Source organism: Mesorhizobium sp. B4-1-3 (assembly GCF_006439355.1).
Lineage (GTDB): Bacteria > Pseudomonadota > Alphaproteobacteria > Rhizobiales > Rhizobiaceae > Mesorhizobium.
Window position 1 is genome coordinate 182984 of sequence record NZ_VFTG01000009.1, and the last position, 19924, is coordinate 202907.

At 63.3% G+C, this 19924-nt stretch carries 27 protein-coding genes; 17 read left to right on the forward strand and 10 right to left on the reverse strand.

Annotated elements, in window-relative coordinates:
• Positions 1-3: 3 nt before the first annotated feature.
• Positions 4-222, reverse strand: coding sequence for a hypothetical protein (locus tag FJW06_RS14655; RefSeq protein ID WP_140752805.1), 219 nt, complete (start codon positions 220-222; stop codon positions 4-6).
• 14 nt (positions 223-236) lie between these two features.
• On the reverse strand, positions 237-560 hold the full coding sequence (locus tag FJW06_RS14660; protein WP_140752807.1) for a hypothetical protein: 324 nt from the start codon (positions 558-560) through the stop codon (positions 237-239).
• A 97-nt stretch (positions 561-657) separates the two neighbouring features.
• On the opposite strand from FJW06_RS14660, the gene FJW06_RS14665 reads away from it, so the two are divergent.
• Positions 658-2661 (forward strand): PAS domain-containing sensor histidine kinase, encoded by a 2004-nt coding sequence (locus FJW06_RS14665; protein ID WP_140752809.1) that lies wholly within the window; start codon positions 658-660, stop codon positions 2659-2661.
• Between the two features lie 17 nt (positions 2662-2678).
• On the opposite strand, the gene FJW06_RS14670 is transcribed toward FJW06_RS14665, so the two are convergent.
• Positions 2679-3377: an HXXEE domain-containing protein gene (locus tag FJW06_RS14670; protein WP_348644035.1), complete on the reverse strand. Its 699-nt coding sequence runs from the start codon at positions 3375-3377 to the stop codon at positions 2679-2681.
• 279 nt (positions 3378-3656) lie between these two features.
• Here FJW06_RS14670 and FJW06_RS14675 point away from each other — a divergent pair, with 279 nt between their 5' ends.
• Positions 3657-4631 carry an alpha/beta hydrolase gene (locus tag FJW06_RS14675; RefSeq protein WP_140752811.1) on the forward strand — a complete coding sequence of 325 codons (975 nt, stop codon included), beginning with the start codon at positions 3657-3659 and terminating at the stop codon, positions 4629-4631.
• Between the two features lie 73 nt (positions 4632-4704).
• Here FJW06_RS14675 and FJW06_RS14680 read toward each other — a convergent pair whose 3' ends face one another.
• Together FJW06_RS14680 and FJW06_RS14685 are read right to left on the reverse strand one after the other, a co-directional pair.
• Entirely contained in the window at positions 4705-4920 is a 216-nt protein-coding gene (locus FJW06_RS14680; protein ID WP_140752813.1) for a 4-oxalocrotonate tautomerase family protein, read from the reverse strand.
• Between the two features lie 199 nt (positions 4921-5119).
• Positions 5120-6037 (reverse strand): polyprenyl synthetase family protein, encoded by a 918-nt coding sequence (locus FJW06_RS14685; protein WP_140752815.1) that lies wholly within the window; start codon positions 6035-6037, stop codon positions 5120-5122.
• Positions 6038-6164: 127 nt separating this feature from the next.
• Here FJW06_RS14685 and FJW06_RS14690 point away from each other — a divergent pair, with 127 nt between their 5' ends.
• The 8 genes from FJW06_RS14690 (at position 6165) to FJW06_RS14725 (ending at position 11880) form a co-directional block, all read left to right on the forward strand.
• Positions 6165-6872, forward strand: coding sequence for a transglycosylase domain-containing protein (locus tag FJW06_RS14690; RefSeq protein ID WP_181178298.1), 708 nt, complete (start codon positions 6165-6167; stop codon positions 6870-6872).
• A gap of 154 nt (positions 6873-7026) precedes the next feature.
• Positions 7027-7209 (forward strand): 50S ribosomal protein L32, encoded by a 183-nt coding sequence (rpmF, locus tag FJW06_RS14695; RefSeq protein WP_006203806.1) that lies wholly within the window; start codon positions 7027-7029, stop codon positions 7207-7209.
• Positions 7210-7586: 377 nt separating this feature from the next.
• Complete coding sequence (locus tag FJW06_RS14700) at positions 7587-8081, forward strand: Lrp/AsnC family transcriptional regulator (protein WP_140752817.1); 495 nt, start codon at positions 7587-7589, stop codon at positions 8079-8081.
• 4 nt (positions 8082-8085) lie between these two features.
• A complete protein-coding gene (locus tag FJW06_RS14705) occupies positions 8086-8937 on the forward strand; it encodes a transporter substrate-binding domain-containing protein (protein ID WP_140752819.1) in 852 nt (283 codons plus the stop codon).
• Between the two features lie 75 nt (positions 8938-9012).
• On the forward strand, positions 9013-9672 hold the full coding sequence (locus FJW06_RS14710) for an amino acid ABC transporter permease (protein WP_140752821.1): 660 nt from the start codon (positions 9013-9015) through the stop codon (positions 9670-9672).
• Positions 9669-10340, forward strand: a complete 672-nt coding sequence (locus tag FJW06_RS14715) for an amino acid ABC transporter permease (RefSeq protein WP_140752823.1) — start codon at positions 9669-9671, stop codon at positions 10338-10340. Before FJW06_RS14710 ends, FJW06_RS14715 begins: the two co-directional genes overlap by 4 nt.
• Positions 10341-10373: 33 nt before the next feature.
• Entirely contained in the window at positions 10374-11327 is a 954-nt protein-coding gene (locus FJW06_RS14720) for an agmatinase (RefSeq protein ID WP_140752825.1), read from the forward strand.
• Between the two features lie 151 nt (positions 11328-11478).
• Complete coding sequence (locus FJW06_RS14725; protein ID WP_040985222.1) at positions 11479-11880, forward strand: hypothetical protein; 402 nt, start codon at positions 11479-11481, stop codon at positions 11878-11880.
• An 18-nt stretch (positions 11881-11898) separates the two neighbouring features.
• On the opposite strand, the gene FJW06_RS14730 is transcribed toward FJW06_RS14725, so the two are convergent.
• Positions 11899-12417, reverse strand: coding sequence for a helix-turn-helix domain-containing protein (locus FJW06_RS14730; protein ID WP_140752827.1), 519 nt, complete (start codon positions 12415-12417; stop codon positions 11899-11901).
• Positions 12418-12507: 90 nt separating this feature from the next.
• On the opposite strand from FJW06_RS14730, the gene FJW06_RS14735 reads away from it, so the two are divergent.
• The 4 genes from FJW06_RS14735 to FJW06_RS14750 all read left to right on the forward strand — a co-directional run bounded on the left by FJW06_RS14735 (position 12508) and on the right by FJW06_RS14750 (position 14895).
• Positions 12508-13335: an alpha/beta hydrolase gene (locus FJW06_RS14735; protein ID WP_140752829.1), complete on the forward strand. Its 828-nt coding sequence runs from the start codon at positions 12508-12510 to the stop codon at positions 13333-13335.
• Between the two features lie 85 nt (positions 13336-13420).
• On the forward strand, positions 13421-14077 hold the full coding sequence (locus FJW06_RS14740) for a glutathione S-transferase family protein (protein WP_140752831.1): 657 nt from the start codon (positions 13421-13423) through the stop codon (positions 14075-14077).
• A gap of 6 nt (positions 14078-14083) precedes the next feature.
• On the forward strand, positions 14084-14419 hold the full coding sequence (locus FJW06_RS14745; RefSeq protein WP_140752833.1) for a metalloregulator ArsR/SmtB family transcription factor: 336 nt from the start codon (positions 14084-14086) through the stop codon (positions 14417-14419).
• Between the two features lie 11 nt (positions 14420-14430).
• The gene (locus FJW06_RS14750) at positions 14431-14895 is read left to right on the forward strand and encodes an SRPBCC family protein (RefSeq protein WP_140752835.1); all 465 of its coding nucleotides are present in this window, start codon (positions 14431-14433) and stop codon (positions 14893-14895) included.
• Positions 14896-15097: 202 nt separating this feature from the next.
• Here FJW06_RS14750 and FJW06_RS14755 read toward each other — a convergent pair whose 3' ends face one another.
• The 3 genes from FJW06_RS14755 to FJW06_RS14765 all read right to left on the reverse strand — a co-directional run bounded on the left by FJW06_RS14755 (position 15098) and on the right by FJW06_RS14765 (position 16946).
• Entirely contained in the window at positions 15098-15373 is a 276-nt protein-coding gene (locus FJW06_RS14755; protein WP_040998815.1) for a metalloregulator ArsR/SmtB family transcription factor, read from the reverse strand.
• A gap of 32 nt (positions 15374-15405) precedes the next feature.
• Positions 15406-16653, reverse strand: a complete 1248-nt coding sequence (locus FJW06_RS14760; protein ID WP_140752837.1) for an MFS transporter — start codon at positions 16651-16653, stop codon at positions 15406-15408.
• 98 nt (positions 16654-16751) lie between these two features.
• Complete coding sequence (locus FJW06_RS14765) at positions 16752-16946, reverse strand: DUF1192 domain-containing protein (protein ID WP_040998812.1); 195 nt, start codon at positions 16944-16946, stop codon at positions 16752-16754.
• 113 nt (positions 16947-17059) lie between these two features.
• Here FJW06_RS14765 and FJW06_RS14770 point away from each other — a divergent pair, with 113 nt between their 5' ends.
• From FJW06_RS14770 to FJW06_RS14780, 3 genes are all read left to right on the forward strand, one after another.
• Positions 17060-18070 carry an NAD(P)H-quinone oxidoreductase gene (locus FJW06_RS14770; RefSeq protein WP_140752838.1) on the forward strand — a complete coding sequence of 337 codons (1011 nt, stop codon included), beginning with the start codon at positions 17060-17062 and terminating at the stop codon, positions 18068-18070.
• Between the two features lie 329 nt (positions 18071-18399).
• Positions 18400-18540, forward strand: coding sequence for a DUF1127 domain-containing protein (locus tag FJW06_RS14775; RefSeq protein WP_071074868.1), 141 nt, complete (start codon positions 18400-18402; stop codon positions 18538-18540).
• A 254-nt stretch (positions 18541-18794) separates the two neighbouring features.
• Entirely contained in the window at positions 18795-19493 is a 699-nt protein-coding gene (locus tag FJW06_RS14780) for a DUF1013 domain-containing protein (protein WP_140752840.1), read from the forward strand.
• Positions 19494-19564: 71 nt separating this feature from the next.
• Here FJW06_RS14780 and FJW06_RS14785 read toward each other — a convergent pair.
• Positions 19565-19924 (reverse strand): WYL domain-containing protein (locus FJW06_RS14785; RefSeq protein ID WP_140752842.1); only part of this gene is annotated, 360 nt, incomplete at its 5' end.

The following is a 19924-nucleotide window of genomic DNA, read 5'->3' on the forward strand; positions in this document are numbered from 1 at the left end:
TGCTCATTGCGTCGTATCGGAGAGGATACGGTTTCCCTTGCGCAGCGTGATCCGCCGTTGGGGATGCTCGTCTCTTGCTGCTTGAAAAATGGCGCGGGCAAGCTGGGCCGTAACGGCGCGTGCGAGAACCCGTTCGATGGTCTCGTGGCTTTCGGCGTGCCAGAGTTCGATGCGATAGGGCAGCGCTTCGGCCGAACGGGAAGAGTTGGCGCTCCGTGTCATAGACGGGCCTCTGCCTAATTCGCCGGGCCGTTCCATCTGGAAACGAAATTGTTCTTGTGCCGCAAGGTGACGTAACGGTCCGGGTGCTCACGCGTCGCTGCGTAATAAGCGGCGTAGCCGATACTGGCATTTGCCGTGACCGCAAGAACTTGTTCGACGCCGTTCTTGGCGGTGTTCCACAACTCGACCTTATACGGGAGTTCCTCATGCTCGGCAGAGCCGAGTCCATCAGAGACGGGATTCTCCTCGTCGTCTCCAGGCTCGTTTTCCGGAGCAAAGCTGTACAAATAGCCCGGGCTTGTCAGGTCGGATGCGAGTGCAGATGAATATGTCGCCATTGGTCCAAGCTTGTTGCTGTGCCGGATAGGCGGGGCTATGCTGCTGGCGCGTCACCGGACTAACTGCTTAATGCGAGCGTAGAACGCAGGTTCGACAATGCCACTGACAACAGCCGACGCGCAACATCTTTCCGACAGCCATCGCCTCGAACTGTTCATCGACGCCGTCGCCGACTACGCGATCTACACCCTCAATGCAGATGGCTTCGTCACCAGCTGGAATGCCGGCGCCGAGAAGATAAAGGGCTACGCGGCTTCGGAAATCCTGGGCCAGCATTTTTCCAGATTTTTCACAGCCGAAGATCAGGCGAAGGACCTCCCGAGCAGGATGCTTGCCGCGGCAAAGGCGGAGGGAAGATACGAGGCCGAAGGGTGGCGGGTACGCAAGGACGGAACCAGGTTCTGGTCGAGCGGCCTTGTTCAACGGGTGCTGGACCGCAACGGCGCGCTTTTGGGTTACGCGAAGATCACGCGAGACATCACGGAGCGCGTCGCCGCGCATCAGTCGCTGCTGCAGAGCGAGCGGCGCTTCCGCATCCTTGTCGACGGCGTGACTGACTATGCCATCTATATGCTCGATCCAAGCGGCGTGATCACCAATTGGAATGCTGGCGCCGAGCGGCTGAAAGGTTACGCAGCCGAGGAAATCGTGGGCCAGCATTTTTCCAAATTCTATACCCGTGAAGAACGCGCAAAGGGCACGCCGCTCCGCGTCCTCGAAGCAGCCGTGCAGAACGGGCGGTATGAAGGCGAGGGCTGGCGCGTACGCAAGGACGGCAGCCGTTTCTGGGCGTCGGTTGTCGTCACTCCGATCCGTAATGACGTAGGGCTGCTCGAGGGATTCGCCAAAGTCACGCGCGACATCACCGAGCGCCGTGCGGCGCACGAAGCTTTGCGTCAAAGCGAACGTCAGTTCCGCCTGCTGGTGAGCGGCGTGACCGATTATGCGCTTTTCATGCTTGATCCCAACGGGCTGGTGACGAGTTGGAACGCCGGTGCGGAGCGCATCAAGGGCTATACGGCCGAAGAAATCATCGGTCAGCATTTCTCACGTTTTTACACGGAGCATGACCGTGCCGCCGGTTTGCCTGGCCGCGCACTCCATACGGCAACACGGGATGGGCGCTTCGAAACCGAGGGCCATCGCGTCCGTAAGGACGGGACGCTGTTCTGGGCGAATGTCGTGATCGATCCGATCCGCGACGAGCGAGGAGAACTGATCGGTTTTGCCAAGATTACGCGCGACATCACCGATCGACGCGATGCGGAAGTCGCACTCCGGCAGGCGCAGGCGCAACGCGTTCACACCCAGAAAATGGACGCGCTTGGCCAACTGACCGGCAGCATCGTGCATGATTTCAACAACCTCCTGACAGTGGTCGAAAGCTATGTTCGCCTGGGGAAGAAAGTAGGCAGCGATCCCGAAATGAAGCGGGCGACCGAATCCGTGGAGCTTGCACTCCAGCGCGGCGCCACACTGACACGCCAGTTGCTGGCCTTCTCGCGCAAGCAGGGGGCAAGCGCCGAGGTCGTGTCGCTGGCAGAACGAATAGAGGCCGTTCGCGGGATGATAGCGGGCTCCATGCGCAAATCTGTGAAATTGGTCGCCACTGTCGGACCCGAAATCTGGCCAGTGAAGGTCGATCCCGGCGAACTGGAGCTTGGTCTCGTCAACATTGCCTTCAACGCGCGGGACGCCATGCCTGACGGTGGCCTCGTAACGGTCACGGCGGAGAACGTGCTGCTATCGAGCGACGATAACGCGGCCGGCCTGCAGGGTGAATTCGTCGCGTTACGGGTGGCCGATACAGGCGTCGGCATTGCGCCAGATTTGCTTCCGCAGGTCTTCGAACCGTTCTTCACGACCAAAGGGCCCGACAAGGGCACAGGCCTCGGGCTCGCGCAGGTCTATGGCTTCGCGCAGCAGTCCGGCGGCGCGGTCACGATCGACAGCGAAGTCGGCAGGGGCACGACGGTGACGATCTATCTGCCGCGGGCCGACATGGCAGTCGCCGCGCAGAGCGCCGGGCCGGAACAGCCAGCCAGCGCAAATGTGGTGCCGTTGAGGACAAAGGGCCGCCTTGCCGGGGATCAAGACTGATGACGTCGCTACAGATGCTATGAGGCGGCGACGAGAGAGCGGTATCGGGCAGCCACCACCGCAATGATTGCCATGTGTAGAAAGATCGCGAGAGCCGCGCCGATCAAGTGCGGGACAAGACCTTCCGTCCAGCCAATCGTCCAGATCGTTGCAACGCTCAGCGGCATAAACAAAAGTACGCTGGTGACCAGGCCGGGATTGTATTTGCGCAGCCGCGCCGATGTGACGAGATGCGCGAGCGCATTGACGATCATGATATAGGGGGCAACCAGGCCCAAGGTGGGTCCCCATAGGAATGCCGCGTAAAGAGCCAGCAGGTTGATGCCCCAGACAAAGGGCAGGTTGATGACCAGAACCGAGGCGACGGTCAGGGCGTCGCGGCCGCCGAAGACATGGTTGTTGGCGAATTTGCGGAAGCGGTCGCCGGTATGCTCCTCGACCTGATGGATCATGTAAAACGGGCTGTGCAGGAAGATCAGGAACACAGGCAGCGGAAGAGAGAGAATTGGCGCGGCCGCCATAAGCGACGCTGCCATGAACCCCGCGCCGATCACCCAATAATCGGCCAGCCAGGCTTGCAGCTTCAGCATCGGTTCCCGGCGTCCTCCGGCATCTGTCAGCAGGCGATCTTGCACGAATGGATGCGCATCACCAGAGCCATTCGAGCGGGTGGACGCCCGCCGATTTTCTGCAACTCCACTTTTCAACTGGAACATGCGCCGTCGGGTGATCGGTGGAAGAACGAAGCCTCGCTAACCTTGACCGTCGCGGCGCGGATGGTCGGCGCGCGACCGGTCGCTGATTTCCGCCTCGGAACCAGCCCTACGGCGCCAAATCCGGCTGGCGGTTCCGAGTCGGACATTGACTGCCGCAACTGTCCCTGAGACAGTCGATAGAAGCTGCGCTCTCCAAAAGGTGTATTCCGCAGGTTAGCCGCCAGTTGCTCTGGCTGCCTGCCATCGATCAGAGGTGGAACGCGAGCATGAGAAGCGGCCGTGAGCGAACTTATACAGCGGATGGTTGAGACCAACGGCATCCGCCTCAATGTCGCGGAGCAGGGTGAAGGGCCGGTGGTGCTTTTGTGCCATGGCTTCCCTGAATCCTGGTATTCCTGGCGGCATCAGCTAGGCGCGCTCGCAGTGGCGGGCTTTCGTGCCGTCGCCCCCGACATGCGAGGCTACGGCAAGAGCGACCGGCCGGAAGCGATCGACCAATACACGCTCTTTCATCTGGTCGGCGACATGGTGGGCCTTCTCGACGCTCTCGAGGTCCCCAGCTCCGTCATCGTCGGCCACGACTGGGGTGCGGTGGTCGCCTGGCATGCCGCGCTGCTGCGGCCGGACCGCTTCTATGCCATCGTCGGCCTCAGCGTGCCGTTCCGGCCGCGCGGCAATGCGCGTCCGACCAGCCTCATGCCGCGAACGGCGGGGGCCCAGTTCTATCAGCTCTATTTCCAGCAACCCGGCATTGCAGAGGCGGAGCTGGAACGGGACCCGCGGGCCACGGTGCGCGCCATGCTTTATGCGGTGTCGGGAGACGCTTCGGACGGCGGCGTCGGAATTGCCATGGTCCAGCACGGCGGAGGCCTCCTGCAAGCCGCCGAGGTTCCTGCAAGCCTGCCGCACTGGCTCAGCGAAAGCGACATCGATTTCTACGCCGGCGAGTTCCGGCGCACCGGCTTTGCCGGAGGTCTCAACTGGTACCGCAACATCGACCGGAACTGGGAACTGATGGTGCCCTTTGCCGGCGCGCGGATCAAGGTGCCTGCTCTCTACGCAGCGGGCGACCGCGACCTTGTGGTCGCCTTCCCCGGCATGGATCAACTGTTGGCCAATCTCAGGAACTTCGTCCCGCAAATCCGCGATACGCTGATGCTGCCCGGCTGCGGGCATTGGACCCAGCAGGAGCGCCCGGACGAGGTCAACGCCGCGATGATCGATTTCCTGCGGAGTTTGCCGAACCGGGGCTAATCCAAGGGAAGCGAGTATCGGCTCCGACACGGGAAGTTGGGCGTGCCGTTCGGCAAGCCGCCCGCCTGTTCAATCAGGCATCGTTGGCCCGGTAGGCGTCGGGAAGAATGAAGACCTCGTCGGCACGGCCATAGCCGCCGTCGGGAACTTCCTCGATCAGCACCATGGTGTACGGGCGCACGCCCTCGCCGAAATAGTCGACGAACATCTGCGTGGTCTTGTGGACGAGGTCCTCCTTTTGCGCTTTGGTGAGGGCGGCTTCAGGCATCTTGAAGTTGGCGAAGGGCATTTTCCAGGTTCCTTACGGGTTGGATTTCACGGCTCTGAAGATGGCCGGCGCGGACCGGACCGGTCTCGGTTCGTTGTCCTGGAGCGGATATAGGCTGCCGCGGACGCCGGATAATCATCCAGCCATCGACAGCAGTATTCGGAGAGAGCGAACAATCGGAGCCGTTGTCGGCTGGCATCGGCCGCCGGCTTGTCACGGTTCAGTTGCTGCGCGTCGCCACGAAGGTCGCGGCTCGCTTCAGCAGCTCGGCCGCGTCGCCATAGGGCTCGAGCAGAGCATGCGCCTGGTCGATCAGGCCGTGGAGCTGGCCGCGCGCCCAGTCGGAGCCGTGCAGCGAAGCAAGCGTCGCCTTGCCGGCGGCGGCGTCCTTGTTGGTCGCCTTGCCCATCTGCCTGGCGTCGGCGGTGAGATCGAGCAGATCGTCGGCGAGCTGGAAGGCAAGGCCGATCGCCGAGCCGAATTCCGCCAGCCGCTCGCGGTCTGCGGGCGGCGCGCGGGCGACGATCGCGCCGGCCTCGCAGGCGAAGCGGATCAGCGCGCCGGTCTTCATCGCCTGCAGCGTGATGATGCCTGCCTCGTCCGGCCGCTTGCGTTCGGCCTCAAGGTCGAGCATCTGGCCGCCGACCATGCCGCCGGCGCCGGCTGCGCGGGCAAGGGCGAGAACGAGGGTGGCGCGGCGCTCGGCCGGCAGCAACGTCGCCTCGTCGGCGAGGATATCGAAGGCCAAAGTCAAAAGCGCATCGCCGGCGAGGATCGCGGTTGCCTCGTCGAAGGCCTTGTGCACCGTCGGCTGGCCGCGCCGCAGATCGTCGTCGTCCATCGAAGGCAGATCGTCATGGATCAGCGAATAGCAATGCACGCATTCGAGCGCTGTCGCGACACGCAACGCGGCGTCACTATCGGCGGAAAACAGCGCGGCACTTTCCATGACCAGAAAAGGCCGCAACCGCTTGCCGCCATTGAGCACGCCGTGGCGCATCGCCGCCATCAGGCGCTCCGGCCGCGCAATCTCGCTGGTGAGCGGACGCGCGTCGAGGATCCGGCGCAGCTCGGTCTCGACGGCGGCGGCGCGCGTGAAAAGCGCGGATTCGAAGGCGATCTGGTCGTCTTTGCTCATGGCCGGACCGGTAGCCGACACTCAGACATTGCGCAAGCAGGCGCGCGCCTTTATGCCGATGGGGGCGAGGCACGGGTGGGACGGCTTGACGGAACCGATCGTCGAACATGGAAGCGAAGGGCTGGACATGGCGCGGCCGCGGCGCCTGAACCGCGCCGGTCTGAGGCGCCTTGGCCGGCGTTGCCTGGTCGTCGCGCTCGTGCTGGCGGCCATACCGGCGGTGCTCACCTTCCTCTACCTGCCGTCCTTCGTGCATCCGGTCTCGACCCTGATGCTGAAGGACCTCGTGACTTTTTCCGGCTACGACCGGCGCTGGGTGTCGATCGACGACGTGGCGCCGGTGCTGGCGCATTCGGTGATCATGTCGGAGGATGGGCAGTTCTGCTTCCACCGTGGCGTCGATCTCGGCGAATTGCGCGGCGTGGTCGACGACGCGCTGGCCGGCGAGGCGACGCGCGGCGCCTCCACCATCACCATGCAGACGGTGAAGAACCTTTTCTTGTGGTCGCGACCGTTGGGCAGCGTGCGCAAGGTGGTCGAGCTGCCGCTGGCCGTCTATTTCGACGCTGTGATGTCGAAGCGGCGGATCATGGAGATCTATCTCAACATCGCCGAATGGGGGCCGGGCATCTACGGCATCGAGGCCGCCGCGCGGCACCATTTCGGGGTCTCGGCCAAGCAATTGTCGCGACGGCAGGCGGCGTTGCTGGCCGTCAGCCTGCCCAATCCGATCGCGCGCAATCCGGCGAAGCCCGGGCCGGGCCTGAGGCGGTTGGCCTCGCTGATCGAGCGGCGCGCCAGCCGGTCAGGCGTCTATGTCGGGTGCCTGGATTAGGACGAAGCGGCGCCGCCATAAAAAAATTCACGGCCAGCGCTGGCCAAAACGGCGCAAGGCGTGTATAGGCACCCGACTTTCTCAGATTATGGCCTTGATGCGGCCCTTTCGCGAGGGTTGCCGGGGCATTTTGACCATGTAGTGGAGCATATCCATGGCCGTTCCAAAAAGAAAAACCTCTCCGTCGAAGCGCGGCATGCGCCGCTCGGCCGACGCCCTCAAGGCCCCGACCTATGTCGAGGACAAGAATTCCGGCGAAATGCGCCGCCCGCACCACATCGACCTGAAGACCGGCATGTATCGCGGCCGCCAGGTTCTGGAGCCGAAGGAAAGCTGAGAAGCTTCGACGGTTCGAGACTTTCAAAAGACCGGCCTTTGGCCGGTCTTTTTTGTTTTGGTGACCTTGTTGGTCGGCCGGCCGATCTTGGGCTGGAATGACATGGGGCTTCGCGCTTGCCGCCCCTGAGCACCTTCCCTTGACCCCGTTTGAGACCCGCAACGCTAGAGCGTTTCACCGTTTCACGGAAACGGCGAACCGCTCTATCTCTTTGTTTTTACGCAATTCCGGCCGGAAAACCGCTCACACTTTTCCCGGAATTGCTCTAGCCCCAGCCGCGAACCTGATTTGCTTCCGTTTGCAATCGACTTGCAAATGACGAATTCTTATGCAAATTTGAATTCTATAGTCGGAAATCGACATGAAAGAGGGGTTTTATGTGGGATTTCGTCAGCACCAATGATCTGGACGAGACCGAGCAGGCGGTTCTTTCGCAGCTGAAAGTCGATGGGCGGATGTCGAGCGTCGACATCGCCAGGCACGTCGGCGTGACCGAGGCGACGGTGCGGCGCAAGATGGCGCGCATCCTCGAAGACCCCGACATCTCGATCCAGGCGGTGGTGCGGCCGCTGCGCAGCGATCTCGGCATCGCGGCGATCGTCGGGCTCGACGTCGACCGCGAGCACATCATCAGCGTGGCGCGCAAACTCTCCGAATATTCCTTCGTCGACTCGGTCTACGCGATGACCGGACCCTTCGACATCATCATCCAGCTGACCCTGCCGTCGACGACGGCGCTGCATGATTTCCTGGTCAGCGAACTCGCCAATGTTCCCGGGATCAAGGATTCCGAGAGCTACATGATCGGTCGCGTGTTCAAGCACTCCGGCCGGGCCTACCAGCGCAGCAAAACTGAAGAAAAAAAGGGGTAACAAAATGGTTGGGTTGTTTTCCGTCGCGCGCCGTTCGGCACTTCGCCTGCTGGCCGCCGCGCCACTTCTCATTCTATCCACCGTCTCGCATGCCGACGGGCTGGTCGATCAGATCAAGCAGCGCGGCACGATCGTCGTCGGCACCGAGGCGGCGTTCGAGCCATTCGAATTCGTCCGCGACGGCCAGATCGTCGGCTACAACAAGGACATTCTCGACTATGTGGTCGCGAAGCTCGGCGTGAAGCTCGACCAGCTCAATCTGCCGTTCCAAGGTCTCCTGCCCGGCCTGCTCGCCAAGAAGTTCGACCTCATGGCGACTTCCACCGGGATCAATGCCGAGCGGGCGGCGAAATATGCCTATACGCGGCCGACCGGTTCGTTCGAGAACGTCATCGTGGTGCGCGCCAACGAGGACCGCATCAAGAAGCCGGAGGATATCAATGGCATGGTGGTGGCAACGCAGCTCGCCTCCTCGGTGCAGCCGGTGATCGAAGCCTATGACAAGGAGCTCAAGGCCAAGGGCGGCGGCATCGGCGAGATCAAGCTCTTCACCTCGTTCCCGGAAACGCATGTCGCGCTCGCTTCCGGCCAAGTCGATGCCATCGTCATCGCCTCTCCTTCAGCGGCCGTACTGATGAAGAATGTGCCCGACACCTACAAGATCGTCGGCTCGATCGGCGAGTTCCAGTATCTCGCCTGGGTGGTGCGGCCTGAAGACAAGGACCTGCGCGACCTCATCAACGCCAGCATCGGCGAGCTGAAGGACAGCGGCAAGCTCAAGGAGCTGCAGCTGAAATGGTTCGGCTTCGAGATGCAGACGCCCGACCAGGGCTATTTGCCTCCGGGCGCCCTATAGCCGCTGTTCACATGACAGGACTGGCCTCCCGAAGGAGGCCGCTCTCCCGCGCGTCACCACCTGTCGAGCTCCGCTATGGTCGACTTCTCCAGAACCATCGCCTTCCTGCCGCAGTTCCTGGCCGGCGCCGGCGTTACGCTCGCCGTTTCGGCGCTCGGCTTTGCGCTCGGCATCGTCATCGGCTTCGGCCTGCTCGCCTGCCGCCGCTCGCGGTGGCGGGCGGTGCGTTTCATCGGCGCGCTCTACACCAGCTTCATCCGCGGCACGCCTTTGATCGTGCAGATCTTCGTCGTCTATTACGTGCTGCCGGGGCTGGTCGGTATCGACCTGCCGCCGCTGCTTGCCGGCGTGCTCGCGCTCTCCTTCAACAGCGCGGCGTTCGTCGCCGAGATCCTCAGGGCCGGGTTGACGCGTATTCCGGTCGGCCAGTACGAGGCTGCCAAGGCGCTCGGGCTGAAGCCGGCGGTGACCTGGCTGAAGATCATCCTGCCGCAGCTTTTCCGCATCATCATCCCGCCAATGGTCAACGAGTTCACCATGCTGGTGAAGGCCTCGTCGATCCTGTCGGTGATCACCGTCGTCGAGCTGACGCGCACTGCGCAGAACATCATGAACGTCACCTACCGGCCGGTCGAAGCGTTCATGGTGGCGGCCGCGCTCTACTTCGTCGTGCTGTTCGCCTTTAGCCTCTTGGTGGGGCGCCTGGAGCGCCAGGCGGAGAGGGCGCGGGCATGAGCTTCGACTTCGCCGTCATCACCGAAAACTGGCCGGCGCTGGCCAAGGGTTTCGGCAACACGCTCGTCATCTGCGCCGTCACGCTGCCTATCGGCTTCGCGCTCGGCCTGGTGCTGGCGCTGGTGCGGCTGAGGGCAGGGCGGCTGCCGGCGGCGACCGTCGCGGGCTATGTCGAGCTCTTCCGCAACGTCCCGTTCCTGATCCAGGTTTTCCTGCTGTTCTACGTGCTGCCGATGGCGGGCGTGCGGCTGTCGACCATCGCCGTCTCGGTCATTGCGCTGTCGGCCTATGCCAGCGCCTATTTTTCGGAAATCGTGCGCGGCGCGATCCAATCCATCCCGGAAGGGCAGACCGAGGCCGGCTATGCGCTGGGGCTGCGCTATCCGCTGATCCTGCGCAAGGTGTTGTTGCCGCAGGTGGCGGGCTACATCCTGCCGGCGTCGGCTAACCTCACCATCACGCTCATCAAGGAATCGGCGATCCTGTCGGCGATCACCGTGCCCGAGCTCACCTATATGGCGCAGGACATCATCGGCCGCACCTTCGCGCCGGTCGAGATCTTCACCGCGATCGCGCTGCTCTACTGGGCTCTCACCGTGCTGGTGGCTGCCGCGGCGCGCGGACTGGAGCGCCGGCTGACTCCGCATCTCGCCGTCTCGCGCGGCTGAACTCGCAAGGCTTTCAACACAGAAGGAGACCACATGTCCAAGCTCACCACCGCGCCGCGCGATGTCTTCCAGACATTCATGAACTTTCCGCTGGTCGAGGACCTCGACACGCTGAAGGCCGACGTCGCCATCATCGGCATGCCATACGGCGATCCCTACACGATCGACGAGCTGATCAACGACCAGACCAACGCGCCGACCGCGGTGCGGCGCGCTTCCAAGCGCATCAGCCAGGCGCTCGACCGCTTTGACTTCGACATCGGCGGGCCGGTCTTCGCCGGGCAGGATATCAAGGTGGTCGATGTCGGCGACGTGCCCGGCAACGCCGCCGACCATGTCGGCCACTACAAGCTCGCGGAAGCCGCGATCCGCAAGATCCGCGCCGCCGGCGCTATGCCGATCACAATCGGTGGCGACCACGGCATCCCGATCCCGATCTTTCGCGCGCTGGACGGCGAAGGCCCGATCACGCTGGTGCAGCTCGATGCCCATCTCGACTGGCGCGACAACGTCAACGGCGTCAAGGAAGGCTATTCGAGCACCATCCGGCGCGCTTCGGAGATGAAGCATATCGACAAGATTTTTCAGGTCGGCGTCCGCGGCCAGGGCAGCGCCCGAACCGAGGAGGTCGAGGCGGCGCGCGCCTACGGCGCCAACATCATCACCACCAATGAATGGCAGGATATCGGCACCGCGGCGCTGTTGAAGCGCATCCCGGATGGTGGCCGCTACTACCTCACCATCGATGCCGACGGGCTCGACCCGTCGGTGATGCCGGCGGTCGAAGGCCCGCAGCCTGGCGGCATCACCTACCGGCAGACGATCGAGCTGGTCCAAGGGCTGGTCGGCAAGGGCAGGCTGGTCGGCATGGACATCGTCGAGATCGCGCCGGCGCGCGATGTCAACGAGATCACCTCGATGACGGCGGGCCACATCATCCTGAACGTCATCGGCGCGGCCGTGCGCGCGGGCTACTTCAAGCGCTAAGGGCGACATGAGAGGCGCGATGTCAGCCGGACAACCGGCTGACATCGTTATTTCATTAGGTCTTACAGCGTGTTCGCCAGCGCCTGCGAAAAGCCTTGACGGCGCGCTTGCCCCGGATTTTACAAAAGGGTGCCCCATTGGAGTCGCCCAGATGTTCGGTGCCGTCCCGCTGCTGATCGTGCCCTTCGTCCTCTACAATCTCGGCCTGCTGGGATTGTTCGGCGGCGGCGACGATCCGTGGATGACCGAGATGTTCTCCTTCCGCATGATGTCGGGCGGCGTGTTCTCGATGACGCTCGGCGACCTGATGGTGCTTATCGGGCTGATCTTCCTGTTCATCGAGATCTCGAAATCGGTACGCACGACCAATGCGTCGATCCTGGATCACCTTTTGTCGACGCTGGTCTTCATCGCCTTTCTGGTCGAATTCCTGCTGGTGAAGGGCGCGGCGCACTCGGTCTTCTTCACGCTGATGATCATCGCGCTGTTCGACGTGCTGGCCGGCTTCTCGGTGTCGATGCGGTCGGCCAGCCGCGATATCAATTTGAACTGAGCGAGCGTGTGATCGGCCTCACGCTGTGACCGACCCGGCCTTCCGCTCGACCACTTCCTCATAGGCAGCGCGCAGCTGCTGGCGCACGGTTGGTGTTCCGGGTGGCGTCTTCGACGGCGCTCCAAGATGCTCGTGGCGCAGTTCGTCCATGAATTGGTCCCATAGCGGTGGGCCGCCCTTTTCCAAGAGTTCGGCGCGGATCGACAATTCCTCCGTAACCGGCAGCCAGACCCGCCCCCACGCCCCGAGCTGCGCCATGATCGGGACGAGCGTGATCGCCATCTCGGTCAGGCTGTAGATCGCCTTTTGCTTGTGGCTGGGGTCGTCGGCCTTGGTCAGCAGCCCGAGCTCCATCAGCCGCTTCAGCCGGTCGGCCAGGATGTTGGAGGCGATGCCTTCCAGCGAGAAGTTGAGCAACTCGCGAAAATGGCGCCGGCCGCCGAAGATCATGTCGCGCAGGATAATCAGGCTCCAGCGGTCGCCAAAGACCTCAAGCGACAGATTGATCGGGCAACCGGACCGGCGGTCGATGCTCATGGTACTCTCTCCAGAAAAACCAGTTGCACTATGATATCGGTTTGATTATCGTGCAACCGATTGCAAAATGCAATCGGATTGGAGGAACAGATGACCAACGCAGCGCAGCGCCCCGACATCGTTTCGGAGACCTTCGGCAGCTCGAAAGATCTGGCGATCCTTCTGATCATGGGCGCCATGGCTTCGATGCTGTGGTGGCCCGAAGCCTTCTGCCGGCAACTTGCCGCGCGCGGCCGCTTCGTCATCCGCTACGACAATCGCGACACCGGCCTGTCGACGAAATATCCACCGGGTGCGCCGACCTACACATTCGAGGACATGGTGGACGATGCCGCCCGCGTGCTCGACGAGCATGGCGTCGCCAAGGCGCATGTCCTCGGTATGTCGATGGGCGGCATGATCGCGCAGAGCGTGGCGCTGAAATACCCCGAGCGCGTTAGCGCGCTCACCGTGATCTCCTCTTCGCCGCTCGGCGTCGACACGTCCGGCCTGCCCGGACCGACCGAAGCCTACAAGGAGCATTCGGCGCAAGGCGGCGACATCGACTGGTCGAACCGGGGGCAGGTGCTCGACTTCATGGTCAGGGACGCCCGCGCGATCGCCAGCATGCTGCATCCATTCGACGAGGAACGGACGCGCGCGATGATCGAGGCGGACTACGATCGTTCCGGCGGTCTCGCCAGCGCGACCAACCATTTCCTGATCAAGGGCGGCGGCCCGCAGCGCACGGTGCGGGATCTGCGCGCGCCATTGCTCGTCATCCACGGCACCGCCGACCCGCTCTTTCCGGTCGAACATGGCGAGGCGCTCGCCAAGGCCGTTCCGGGCGCGAGGCTGGTCAAGGTCGAAGGCGGCGGCCATGAACTGCACCGCAACGACTGGCTGCAGATCGTCGAAGCCATCGCCGCCCATCATTAGACGTGGAAGCTCCGGCTTGACTCACCAGGTTTACGACAATAGTTAAGTGATCACTTCAGTGTTCCTCAAGCGAAAGAAAGCGAGAATGTCCCTGACGCTGCATTTCCACCCGCTGGCCTCGTTCTGCTGGAAGCCGCTGATCGCGTTCTACGAGAACGGCACGCCGTTCGAGCCGGTCATTGTCGATCTCGGCGACGAGGCTTCCCGCGCCACCTTCCTGAGAGTGTCGCCGACCGGCAAAATGCCGGCGCTGCGTGACGATGCGCGGGACCGCACGGTGCTGGAATCCACCATCGTCGTCGAATATCTCGCCGCGCATTACCCCGGGCCGGTCGAGCTCGTTCCCGCCGATGTCGATCTCGCCCTGCAGGTCCGCCAGGCAGACCGCTTCTACGATTTCTATGTGCAGCATCCGATGCAGAAGATCGTCGGCGACAGGCTGCGGCCGGCGGACAAGACCGATCCGTTCGGGGTCGAGGAGGCTCGTGGGCAACTGCGCGATTCCTACGCCATTATTGAGGAGGAGATGGCGGGAAGGACCTGGGCGGTGGGCGAAAGCTTCACCATGGCCGACTGCGCCGCCTCGCCGGCGCTGTTCTATGCCAACAAGGTCGAGCCGTTCGGCGACAAGTACCCGGCGGTGAAACGCTACCACGACCGGCTGCTCGCGCGCCCGTCCTTCGCTCGCGTCATCGAGGAAGCGGGACCCTATTTCAAGCTCTTCCCCTATAACAACGGCTAGAACGCCATGCTGCACGATCCCGCACAGCTCGACCTGATGTTCCAGGCGCTCGCCGACCCGGCGCGGCGCCAGATGGTGGACCGTCTGTCGCGCGGGCCGGCATCGGTCAGCCAGCTGGCCGAACCGCTGGCGATGTCGCTTTCGGCCGTCGTCCAGCATCTCAACGTGCTCGAGGCGAGCGGCCTGATCAGGACCGAAAAGCTTGGCCGGGTGCGAACCTGCCGGATCGAGCCGCAGGCGCTGCGGGCTGCCGAGCACTGGATCAACGAGCGGCGGCTCGCCTGGGAGCGCCGGCTCGACCGCCTCGGCGATTTCCTCGCCGAAACCAAAGATGAAAGCTGAAGGGTCCTGTCATGACCGAACGATCCGTCGTCCATTCCACCTTCGTCATCGAGCGCTTCTATCCGGCGGCGCCGGAGAAGGTTTATTTCGCGCTGAGCGACCCGGCGGCGAAGAAGCGCTGGTTTGTCGATCCCGACAACCCGATGCCCAGCCGGCATGAGATGGATTTTCGTGTCGGCGGCAAGGAGGTCAACGCCGGCTGTCCCAGCGATGGGCAGATGCATTTCTACAACGCGGTCTATCAGGATATCGTGCCCAACCGGCGCATCGTCTACAGCTATGAGCTCCTGTTCGGCGAAACCCGGGTCTCGGTTTCGCTCGCGACGATCGAGCTTATCCCCGAAGGCAAGGGAACGCGGCTTGTCCTGACGGAGCAGGGCGCCTTCTTCGACGGCATCGACACGTCGGCCACCCGCGAGCACGGCACCGGCGAACTGCTCGACGCGCTCGGAACGGCACTGGAACTGGCAAGTTGAGGCCTCAAGCCAAAGCGCATCGCTTTGGGTTCCTTGCGGGCGCATATCGTTGTCTCGGAACCACTGCAGTTCCGAGCGACATGCTTTAAAGTGCATCGCGAACTTTCAGATTCGCTCCATGCGCTTTAGGTTTTAATTTTACGCATGTCTTTATCCCGAAGCCGGTTCCCACTTTCGGAAGACATGCTTTGGTTGCCAAAGACTATTCCCCCGGCGCTGTTTCCCAGAACTGGTCGAGCCAGATGTTGAGCCTGAGGAAGCCGGCGCTGCTGACAGTATAGACGCGCCTTGTGCCTTCGGCCTTGGCGTTGACCAGGCCGGCGTCGAGCAGAACCTTCAGATGCTGGGAAACCGCCGGGCGTGAGACGGGCAACCCGGCCGCCAATTCGTTCACCGTCTTCGGGCCGCGCCGGAGTTCTTCCAAGAGATAGCGCCGATTGGGGTCGGCTATCGCCACAAAGGCGTCAGAAAACATCATGCCTTTATTTGTGAGGCAAAGTCTTGCGAATCTCAACTATTGGTTTCAACCTTTCTGCGCGGATCGAGCCGCGTCGCCTCGGGCGTGACCGCGCGATCGGCGGGCTGCGTCTTGAAGGCATCGCGGTTTTCGATCGGCACCGGCGCGCGGGCGCGGATACGCAGCAGCGTATAGCCGGCGAGGCTGAGATGCGCGAGCGCGGTTGCCAGGAAAAGCCCCTCCGGACGCACCGAACCCATCAGCGCCGCGGCCAAAAGCGGGCCGATCATCGTGCCGAAGCCATAGAGCAGGAGCAGGCCGCCGGAGACCTTGACGAAGTCCTCGGCGCGGGCGTGGTCGTTGGCATGCGCGACGGCGATCGAATAAAGCGTGTAGGCGAAGGCGCCATATGCGGCGGTCAGCACGATGACGAAGACACCCGAACGCGGCGCGACCAGGAAGATCAGCACCGCGACCAGCGCCGCACCGAAGGCAGCACCCGCCAGCACGAAACGACGGTCGGTGGTGTCGGACAGGCGCCCGGCCGGAAGCTGCATGGCGGCGCCGGCTATGACCACAAGGCTCATCATCAGCGCGATCTCGGCGGTGGAGATGCCGATGCGGGCGCCATAGACGGCGCCGAGCGTGCCCCAGGCGCCGTTGGCGATGCCGATCAAAAGGCAGGCCACCGCCGACACCGGCGAATTGGCGTAGAGGCCTTTGACGTCGAGCTTGACGTCCTGCAGGGGCTTGGGATGCGACTGGGTCGAGACCGCCGTCGGAATGAGCGACAGGCAAAACAGGATGCCGGTGATCATGAACAGCGAGGCCGAGCGCACATCGCCGCCGGCGACGATCATCTGGCCGCCCATGATCGAGGCATAGGTGACCATCATGTAGAGACCGAAGACGGTGCCGCGGTTTTCGTTGGTGGCCTTTTCGTTCAGCCAACTCTCGATCACCATGAAAGCGCCGGCCATGGTGAAGCCTGTGAAGGCTCGCAAAAGGATCCAGACATATTCGTCGATGATAAGGCCGGTGAGCAGCGCGATGATCGCGCCGGACGCGGCGAAGGCGCCGAAAGCCCTGACGTGTCCGGCACGGCGAACAAGGCGCGGCGCGAAGAAACAGCCGGTGACGAAGCCGCCCGCCCAGGCTGTGCCCATCAGGCCAAGCGATGCAGTCGAAAAGCCTTCCACCTGGCCGCGCAGCGGCAGGAGCAGCCCGTGCAGGCCGGATGCGGCAAGCAGGAACGCCGTGCCGCGAAGCAGCGAGAGGATCGGTCTGTAGGTTGCAAACATGGGCTGATCCGGCTGGAATTTCGGGGCGCGGGTGTTTCAGAGGAAGGTCTCGCAGTCGCAATCAGGCTTTTCCGGGGCGGGTTGGCACGCCGGCGGAACTATCCTCTGCGAAACAGCGCCTCGGCCGCCGATTTGGTGGCTCCCTTGGCGGCCCGTGCCTCTTCCAGCCGGGCGATCTCGTCGCGCAGCATCGCAATGCGCTCGGACAATTCGTCGACGGAAAGCAGCGACAGGTCCTGGCCGATCTCGTGCGGGCGCGGCTTCTTCCTGGGTTCGTCGTCGAAGATCGCCATCGTCGCTTCTCCCTTGCTTGGCCATTTGCCTGATTTGGCAATCAGCATACATAGGGCAGGGGCGCCGATGCAAACCACTGCGACAAGGCAGGATTCGAGGAGACGGGACAGCCATGGCGAACAATCACGAGATACCGGCGAAGATGACGGCCATCGCGATCTCGCAACCCGGTGGGCCGAGGGTGCTCAAGCCGGAAACGCGCGACGTGCCGGCGCCTGGTCCGGGCGAGGTGGTGATCCGCGTGCATGCGGCCGGCGTCAACCGGCCCGATGTCCAGCAGCGCAAGGGCGCCTATCCGCCGCCGCCCGGCGCCTCGGACCTGCCTGGCCTCGAGGTGGCCGGCGACATCGCGGCGCTCGGCGACGAGATATCGCGCTGGCGCATCGGCGACCGGGTCTGCGCGCTAACGCCGGGCGGCGGCTATGCCGAGTACGTCAAGGTCCACGCCGGCAGCGTGCTGCCGATCCCGGCCGGCTTCACCTATTCGGAAGCCGCCGCAGTGCCGGAGAACTATTTCACCGTCTGGCACAATGTGTTCGAGCGGGGCGGCCTTAAGAAGGGCGAGACGCTGCTCGTCCATGGCGGCTCGTCCGGCATCGGCACCACCGCCATCCAACTCGCCGCGGCATTCGGCGCCACTGTGATCACCACCGCCGGCAGCAAGGAGAAATGCGACGCCTGCCTGAAGCTCGGCGCCGAGCGGGCGATCAACTATCGCGAGGAGGACTTCGTCGCCGCCGTGAAGGACGCGACCGGCGGCAAGGGCGCCGACGTCATCCTCGACATGGTCGGCGGCGATTATGTCGCGCGCAACTACGAAGCCGCGGCCGTCGAGGGGCGCATCGTCCAGATCGCCGTGCAGGCCGGCGCTGTCGCAAGCACCAATTTCGCAACGCTCATGGTCAAGCGCCTGACCCATACCGGCTCGACGCTCAGGCCACGTAGCGTCGAGTTCAAGGCGGCGATCGCGGCCGCGCTGGAGGCCCAGGTGTGGCCGCTGCTCGGCACGCGCAAGGTGGCACCCGTCATGGACATGATCTTTCCGCTGACCGAAGCCTGGCGGGCGCATGAGCGGATGGAGGAGGGCGAGCATATCGGCAAGATCGTCCTCGACGTCGGCTAGGACGTGCGCATTCAGGTGAGGCGCCTGCAAATGGCAGCTTCCTTGAGCGTCCGGTGCATGTCCTTGTCGGAAAACCGGAAACCACTTTCCGGAACATGCGGATGTACGCTCCGCTCCGGTTCTCGGAAGCTGCCAGTTTCGTCTCGGCCTGGCCTGAATCTCCGCACATCCTGCGGCGCCCCGCATGCCTTTTGCGTAACTGAATAAAGGCTTAATGGTGCAATGCACAAAATGCATTGCGGCCATGCAAAAGCGACCGTTCAATTTGTGGGCAGACATGCCTATTTACGCAGCATCAAACGATTTAACCAACGACTGGAGAAACTATCATGAACCCGATCCGTGCTTTCCGTAAGTGGCGCATGTACAACGAGACCGTGCGCGAGCTGAACAAGCTCAACGCCCGCCAGCTGAGCGACCTCGGCATCAACCGTGCCGACATCGAGCGCATCGCCCGCCAGGCGGTGTAATCAGACGCAGCCCGACCGCAAGGCCGGGCTGGACATGCAAGCCAGAGCCGTCGAGACGCTTGCTTCGTTTCCGGTTCCGAGCCCGCTGGACCTTGTCCAGCGGGTTTTGTCTTTTCAGGGCTGTGAATCGGGTCCTTCCCAAAAACATTGCGAAAATCGGAGGGAGCGTTTATACAGGCCGCGAATTTCCCATTTTGGTGGCTCTAAAACCACCGCCCGCGCGGGAACGCGGGCGAACGAGAAGGATTTTTGATATGGCCAATACGCTGCTGATGCCCAAGGCGACCGCCGTCTGGCTGGTCGACAACACCGCGCTCTCCTTCGAGCAGATCGCGCAGTTCTGCGGGCTGCATCCGCTCGAGGTCAAGGCGATCGCCGACGGCGAGTCGGCGCAGGGCATCAAGGGCATGGACCCGATCATCACCGGGCAACTGACGCGCGACGAGATCGCGCGCGGCGAGAAGGACGTCAATTACCGGCTGAAGCTGTCGGAGCCGAAGGTGCGGGTGCCGGAATCGAAGCGCAAGGGCCCGCGCTACACGCCGCTGTCGAAGCGCCAGGACCGGCCGAACGCCATCCTGTGGCTGGTGCGCAACCATCCCGAGCTCAAGGACGCGCAAATTGCCCGTCTCGTGGGCACCACCAAGTCGACGATCGAGCAAATTCGTGAGCGCAAGCACTGGAATTCGGCCAACCTGCAGCCGATGGACCCGGTGACGCTCGGCCTCACCTCGCAGATCGACCTCGACCTCGAAGTCAACCGCGCCTCGCGCGGCCGCGAGCAGCCGCAGCCGGTCGGCGACACGCTGCTGCCCGCCGCGCTCACCGAACGGCTGGTGCCCGCGCCCGAGAAGCCGAAGGACGAGGATCAGGAGCTCGATGCCAACGCCGTCTTCGCCAAGCTTTCGGCGCTGAAGTCGAAGGACAAGGACGAAGACGACGATCAGGAGTAAGCCTCTCGGCGTCCAACAAAAAAGCCCGCTTTCGAGCGGGCTTTTTTGTTGGACAATGGCTTGGGAGGAAGTCACGTCCGCGCGGCGCGGTCGGGCGCCATGCCGTAATCCTCCGAGCGCTCGACGGCGCGGTAGAAATCGGCGAGCTGCTTGCCGCGCTCCGGCTTGAAGATGCGGCCGGCGATAACGACCGAGGCGATGCGGTCGATGCGGAAGGCGCGGAAATCGTCGCGCATCTCGCACCAGGCGACCAGGGTCCAGACTTTGCCCCAGAACCACAGGCCGAGCGGCCTGATGTCGCGCGCGGTGCTGCGGCCGGCTTCGTCCGAATAGTCGATGGTCAGTACCTGGCGCTTCTCGATGGCGCGCTCGATCAGGTCGATCGCTTCCCGCGCGGCGTCGCTCACCACCCACATCGGCGTGTGGATCTC

Bases quoted from the DNA above. Each gene is read 5' to 3' on its own strand.
- FJW06_RS14655 (WP_140752805.1), bottom strand. From the start codon at position 222: ATGACACGGAGCGCCAACTCTTCCCGTTCGGCCGAAGCGCTGCCCTAT.
- FJW06_RS14660 (WP_140752807.1), bottom strand. From the start codon at position 560: ATGGCGACATATTCATCTGCACTCGCATCCGACCTGACAAGCCCGGGC.
- FJW06_RS14665 (WP_140752809.1), top strand. From the start codon at position 658: ATGCCACTGACAACAGCCGACGCGCAACATCTTTCCGACAGCCATCGC.
- FJW06_RS14670 (WP_348644035.1), bottom strand. From the start codon at position 3,377: ATGTTCCAGTTGAAAAGTGGAGTTGCAGAAAATCGGCGGGCGTCCACC.
- FJW06_RS14680 (WP_140752813.1), bottom strand. From the start codon at position 4,920: ATGCCCTTCGCCAACTTCAAGATGCCTGAAGCCGCCCTCACCAAAGCG.
- FJW06_RS14685 (WP_140752815.1), bottom strand. From the start codon at position 6,037: ATGAGCAAAGACGACCAGATCGCCTTCGAATCCGCGCTTTTCACGCGC.
- FJW06_RS14690 (WP_181178298.1), top strand. From the start codon at position 6,165: ATGGCGCGGCCGCGGCGCCTGAACCGCGCCGGTCTGAGGCGCCTTGGC.
- rpmF (WP_006203806.1), top strand. From the start codon at position 7,027: ATGGCCGTTCCAAAAAGAAAAACCTCTCCGTCGAAGCGCGGCATGCGC.
- FJW06_RS14700 (WP_140752817.1), top strand. From the start codon at position 7,587: ATGTGGGATTTCGTCAGCACCAATGATCTGGACGAGACCGAGCAGGCG.
- FJW06_RS14705 (WP_140752819.1), top strand. From the start codon at position 8,086: ATGGTTGGGTTGTTTTCCGTCGCGCGCCGTTCGGCACTTCGCCTGCTG.
- FJW06_RS14710 (WP_140752821.1), top strand. From the start codon at position 9,013: ATGGTCGACTTCTCCAGAACCATCGCCTTCCTGCCGCAGTTCCTGGCC.
- FJW06_RS14715 (WP_140752823.1), top strand. From the start codon at position 9,669: ATGAGCTTCGACTTCGCCGTCATCACCGAAAACTGGCCGGCGCTGGCC.
- FJW06_RS14720 (WP_140752825.1), top strand. From the start codon at position 10,374: ATGTCCAAGCTCACCACCGCGCCGCGCGATGTCTTCCAGACATTCATG.
- FJW06_RS14725 (WP_040985222.1), top strand. From the start codon at position 11,479: ATGTTCGGTGCCGTCCCGCTGCTGATCGTGCCCTTCGTCCTCTACAAT.
- FJW06_RS14730 (WP_140752827.1), bottom strand. From the start codon at position 12,417: ATGAGCATCGACCGCCGGTCCGGTTGCCCGATCAATCTGTCGCTTGAG.
- FJW06_RS14735 (WP_140752829.1), top strand. From the start codon at position 12,508: ATGACCAACGCAGCGCAGCGCCCCGACATCGTTTCGGAGACCTTCGGC.
- FJW06_RS14740 (WP_140752831.1), top strand. From the start codon at position 13,421: ATGTCCCTGACGCTGCATTTCCACCCGCTGGCCTCGTTCTGCTGGAAG.
- FJW06_RS14745 (WP_140752833.1), top strand. From the start codon at position 14,084: ATGCTGCACGATCCCGCACAGCTCGACCTGATGTTCCAGGCGCTCGCC.
- FJW06_RS14750 (WP_140752835.1), top strand. From the start codon at position 14,431: ATGACCGAACGATCCGTCGTCCATTCCACCTTCGTCATCGAGCGCTTC.
- FJW06_RS14755 (WP_040998815.1), bottom strand. From the start codon at position 15,373: ATGATGTTTTCTGACGCCTTTGTGGCGATAGCCGACCCCAATCGGCGC.
- FJW06_RS14760 (WP_140752837.1), bottom strand. From the start codon at position 16,653: ATGTTTGCAACCTACAGACCGATCCTCTCGCTGCTTCGCGGCACGGCG.
- FJW06_RS14765 (WP_040998812.1), bottom strand. From the start codon at position 16,946: ATGGCGATCTTCGACGACGAACCCAGGAAGAAGCCGCGCCCGCACGAG.
- FJW06_RS14770 (WP_140752838.1), top strand. From the start codon at position 17,060: ATGGCGAACAATCACGAGATACCGGCGAAGATGACGGCCATCGCGATC.
- FJW06_RS14775 (WP_071074868.1), top strand. From the start codon at position 18,400: ATGAACCCGATCCGTGCTTTCCGTAAGTGGCGCATGTACAACGAGACC.
- FJW06_RS14780 (WP_140752840.1), top strand. From the start codon at position 18,795: ATGGCCAATACGCTGCTGATGCCCAAGGCGACCGCCGTCTGGCTGGTC.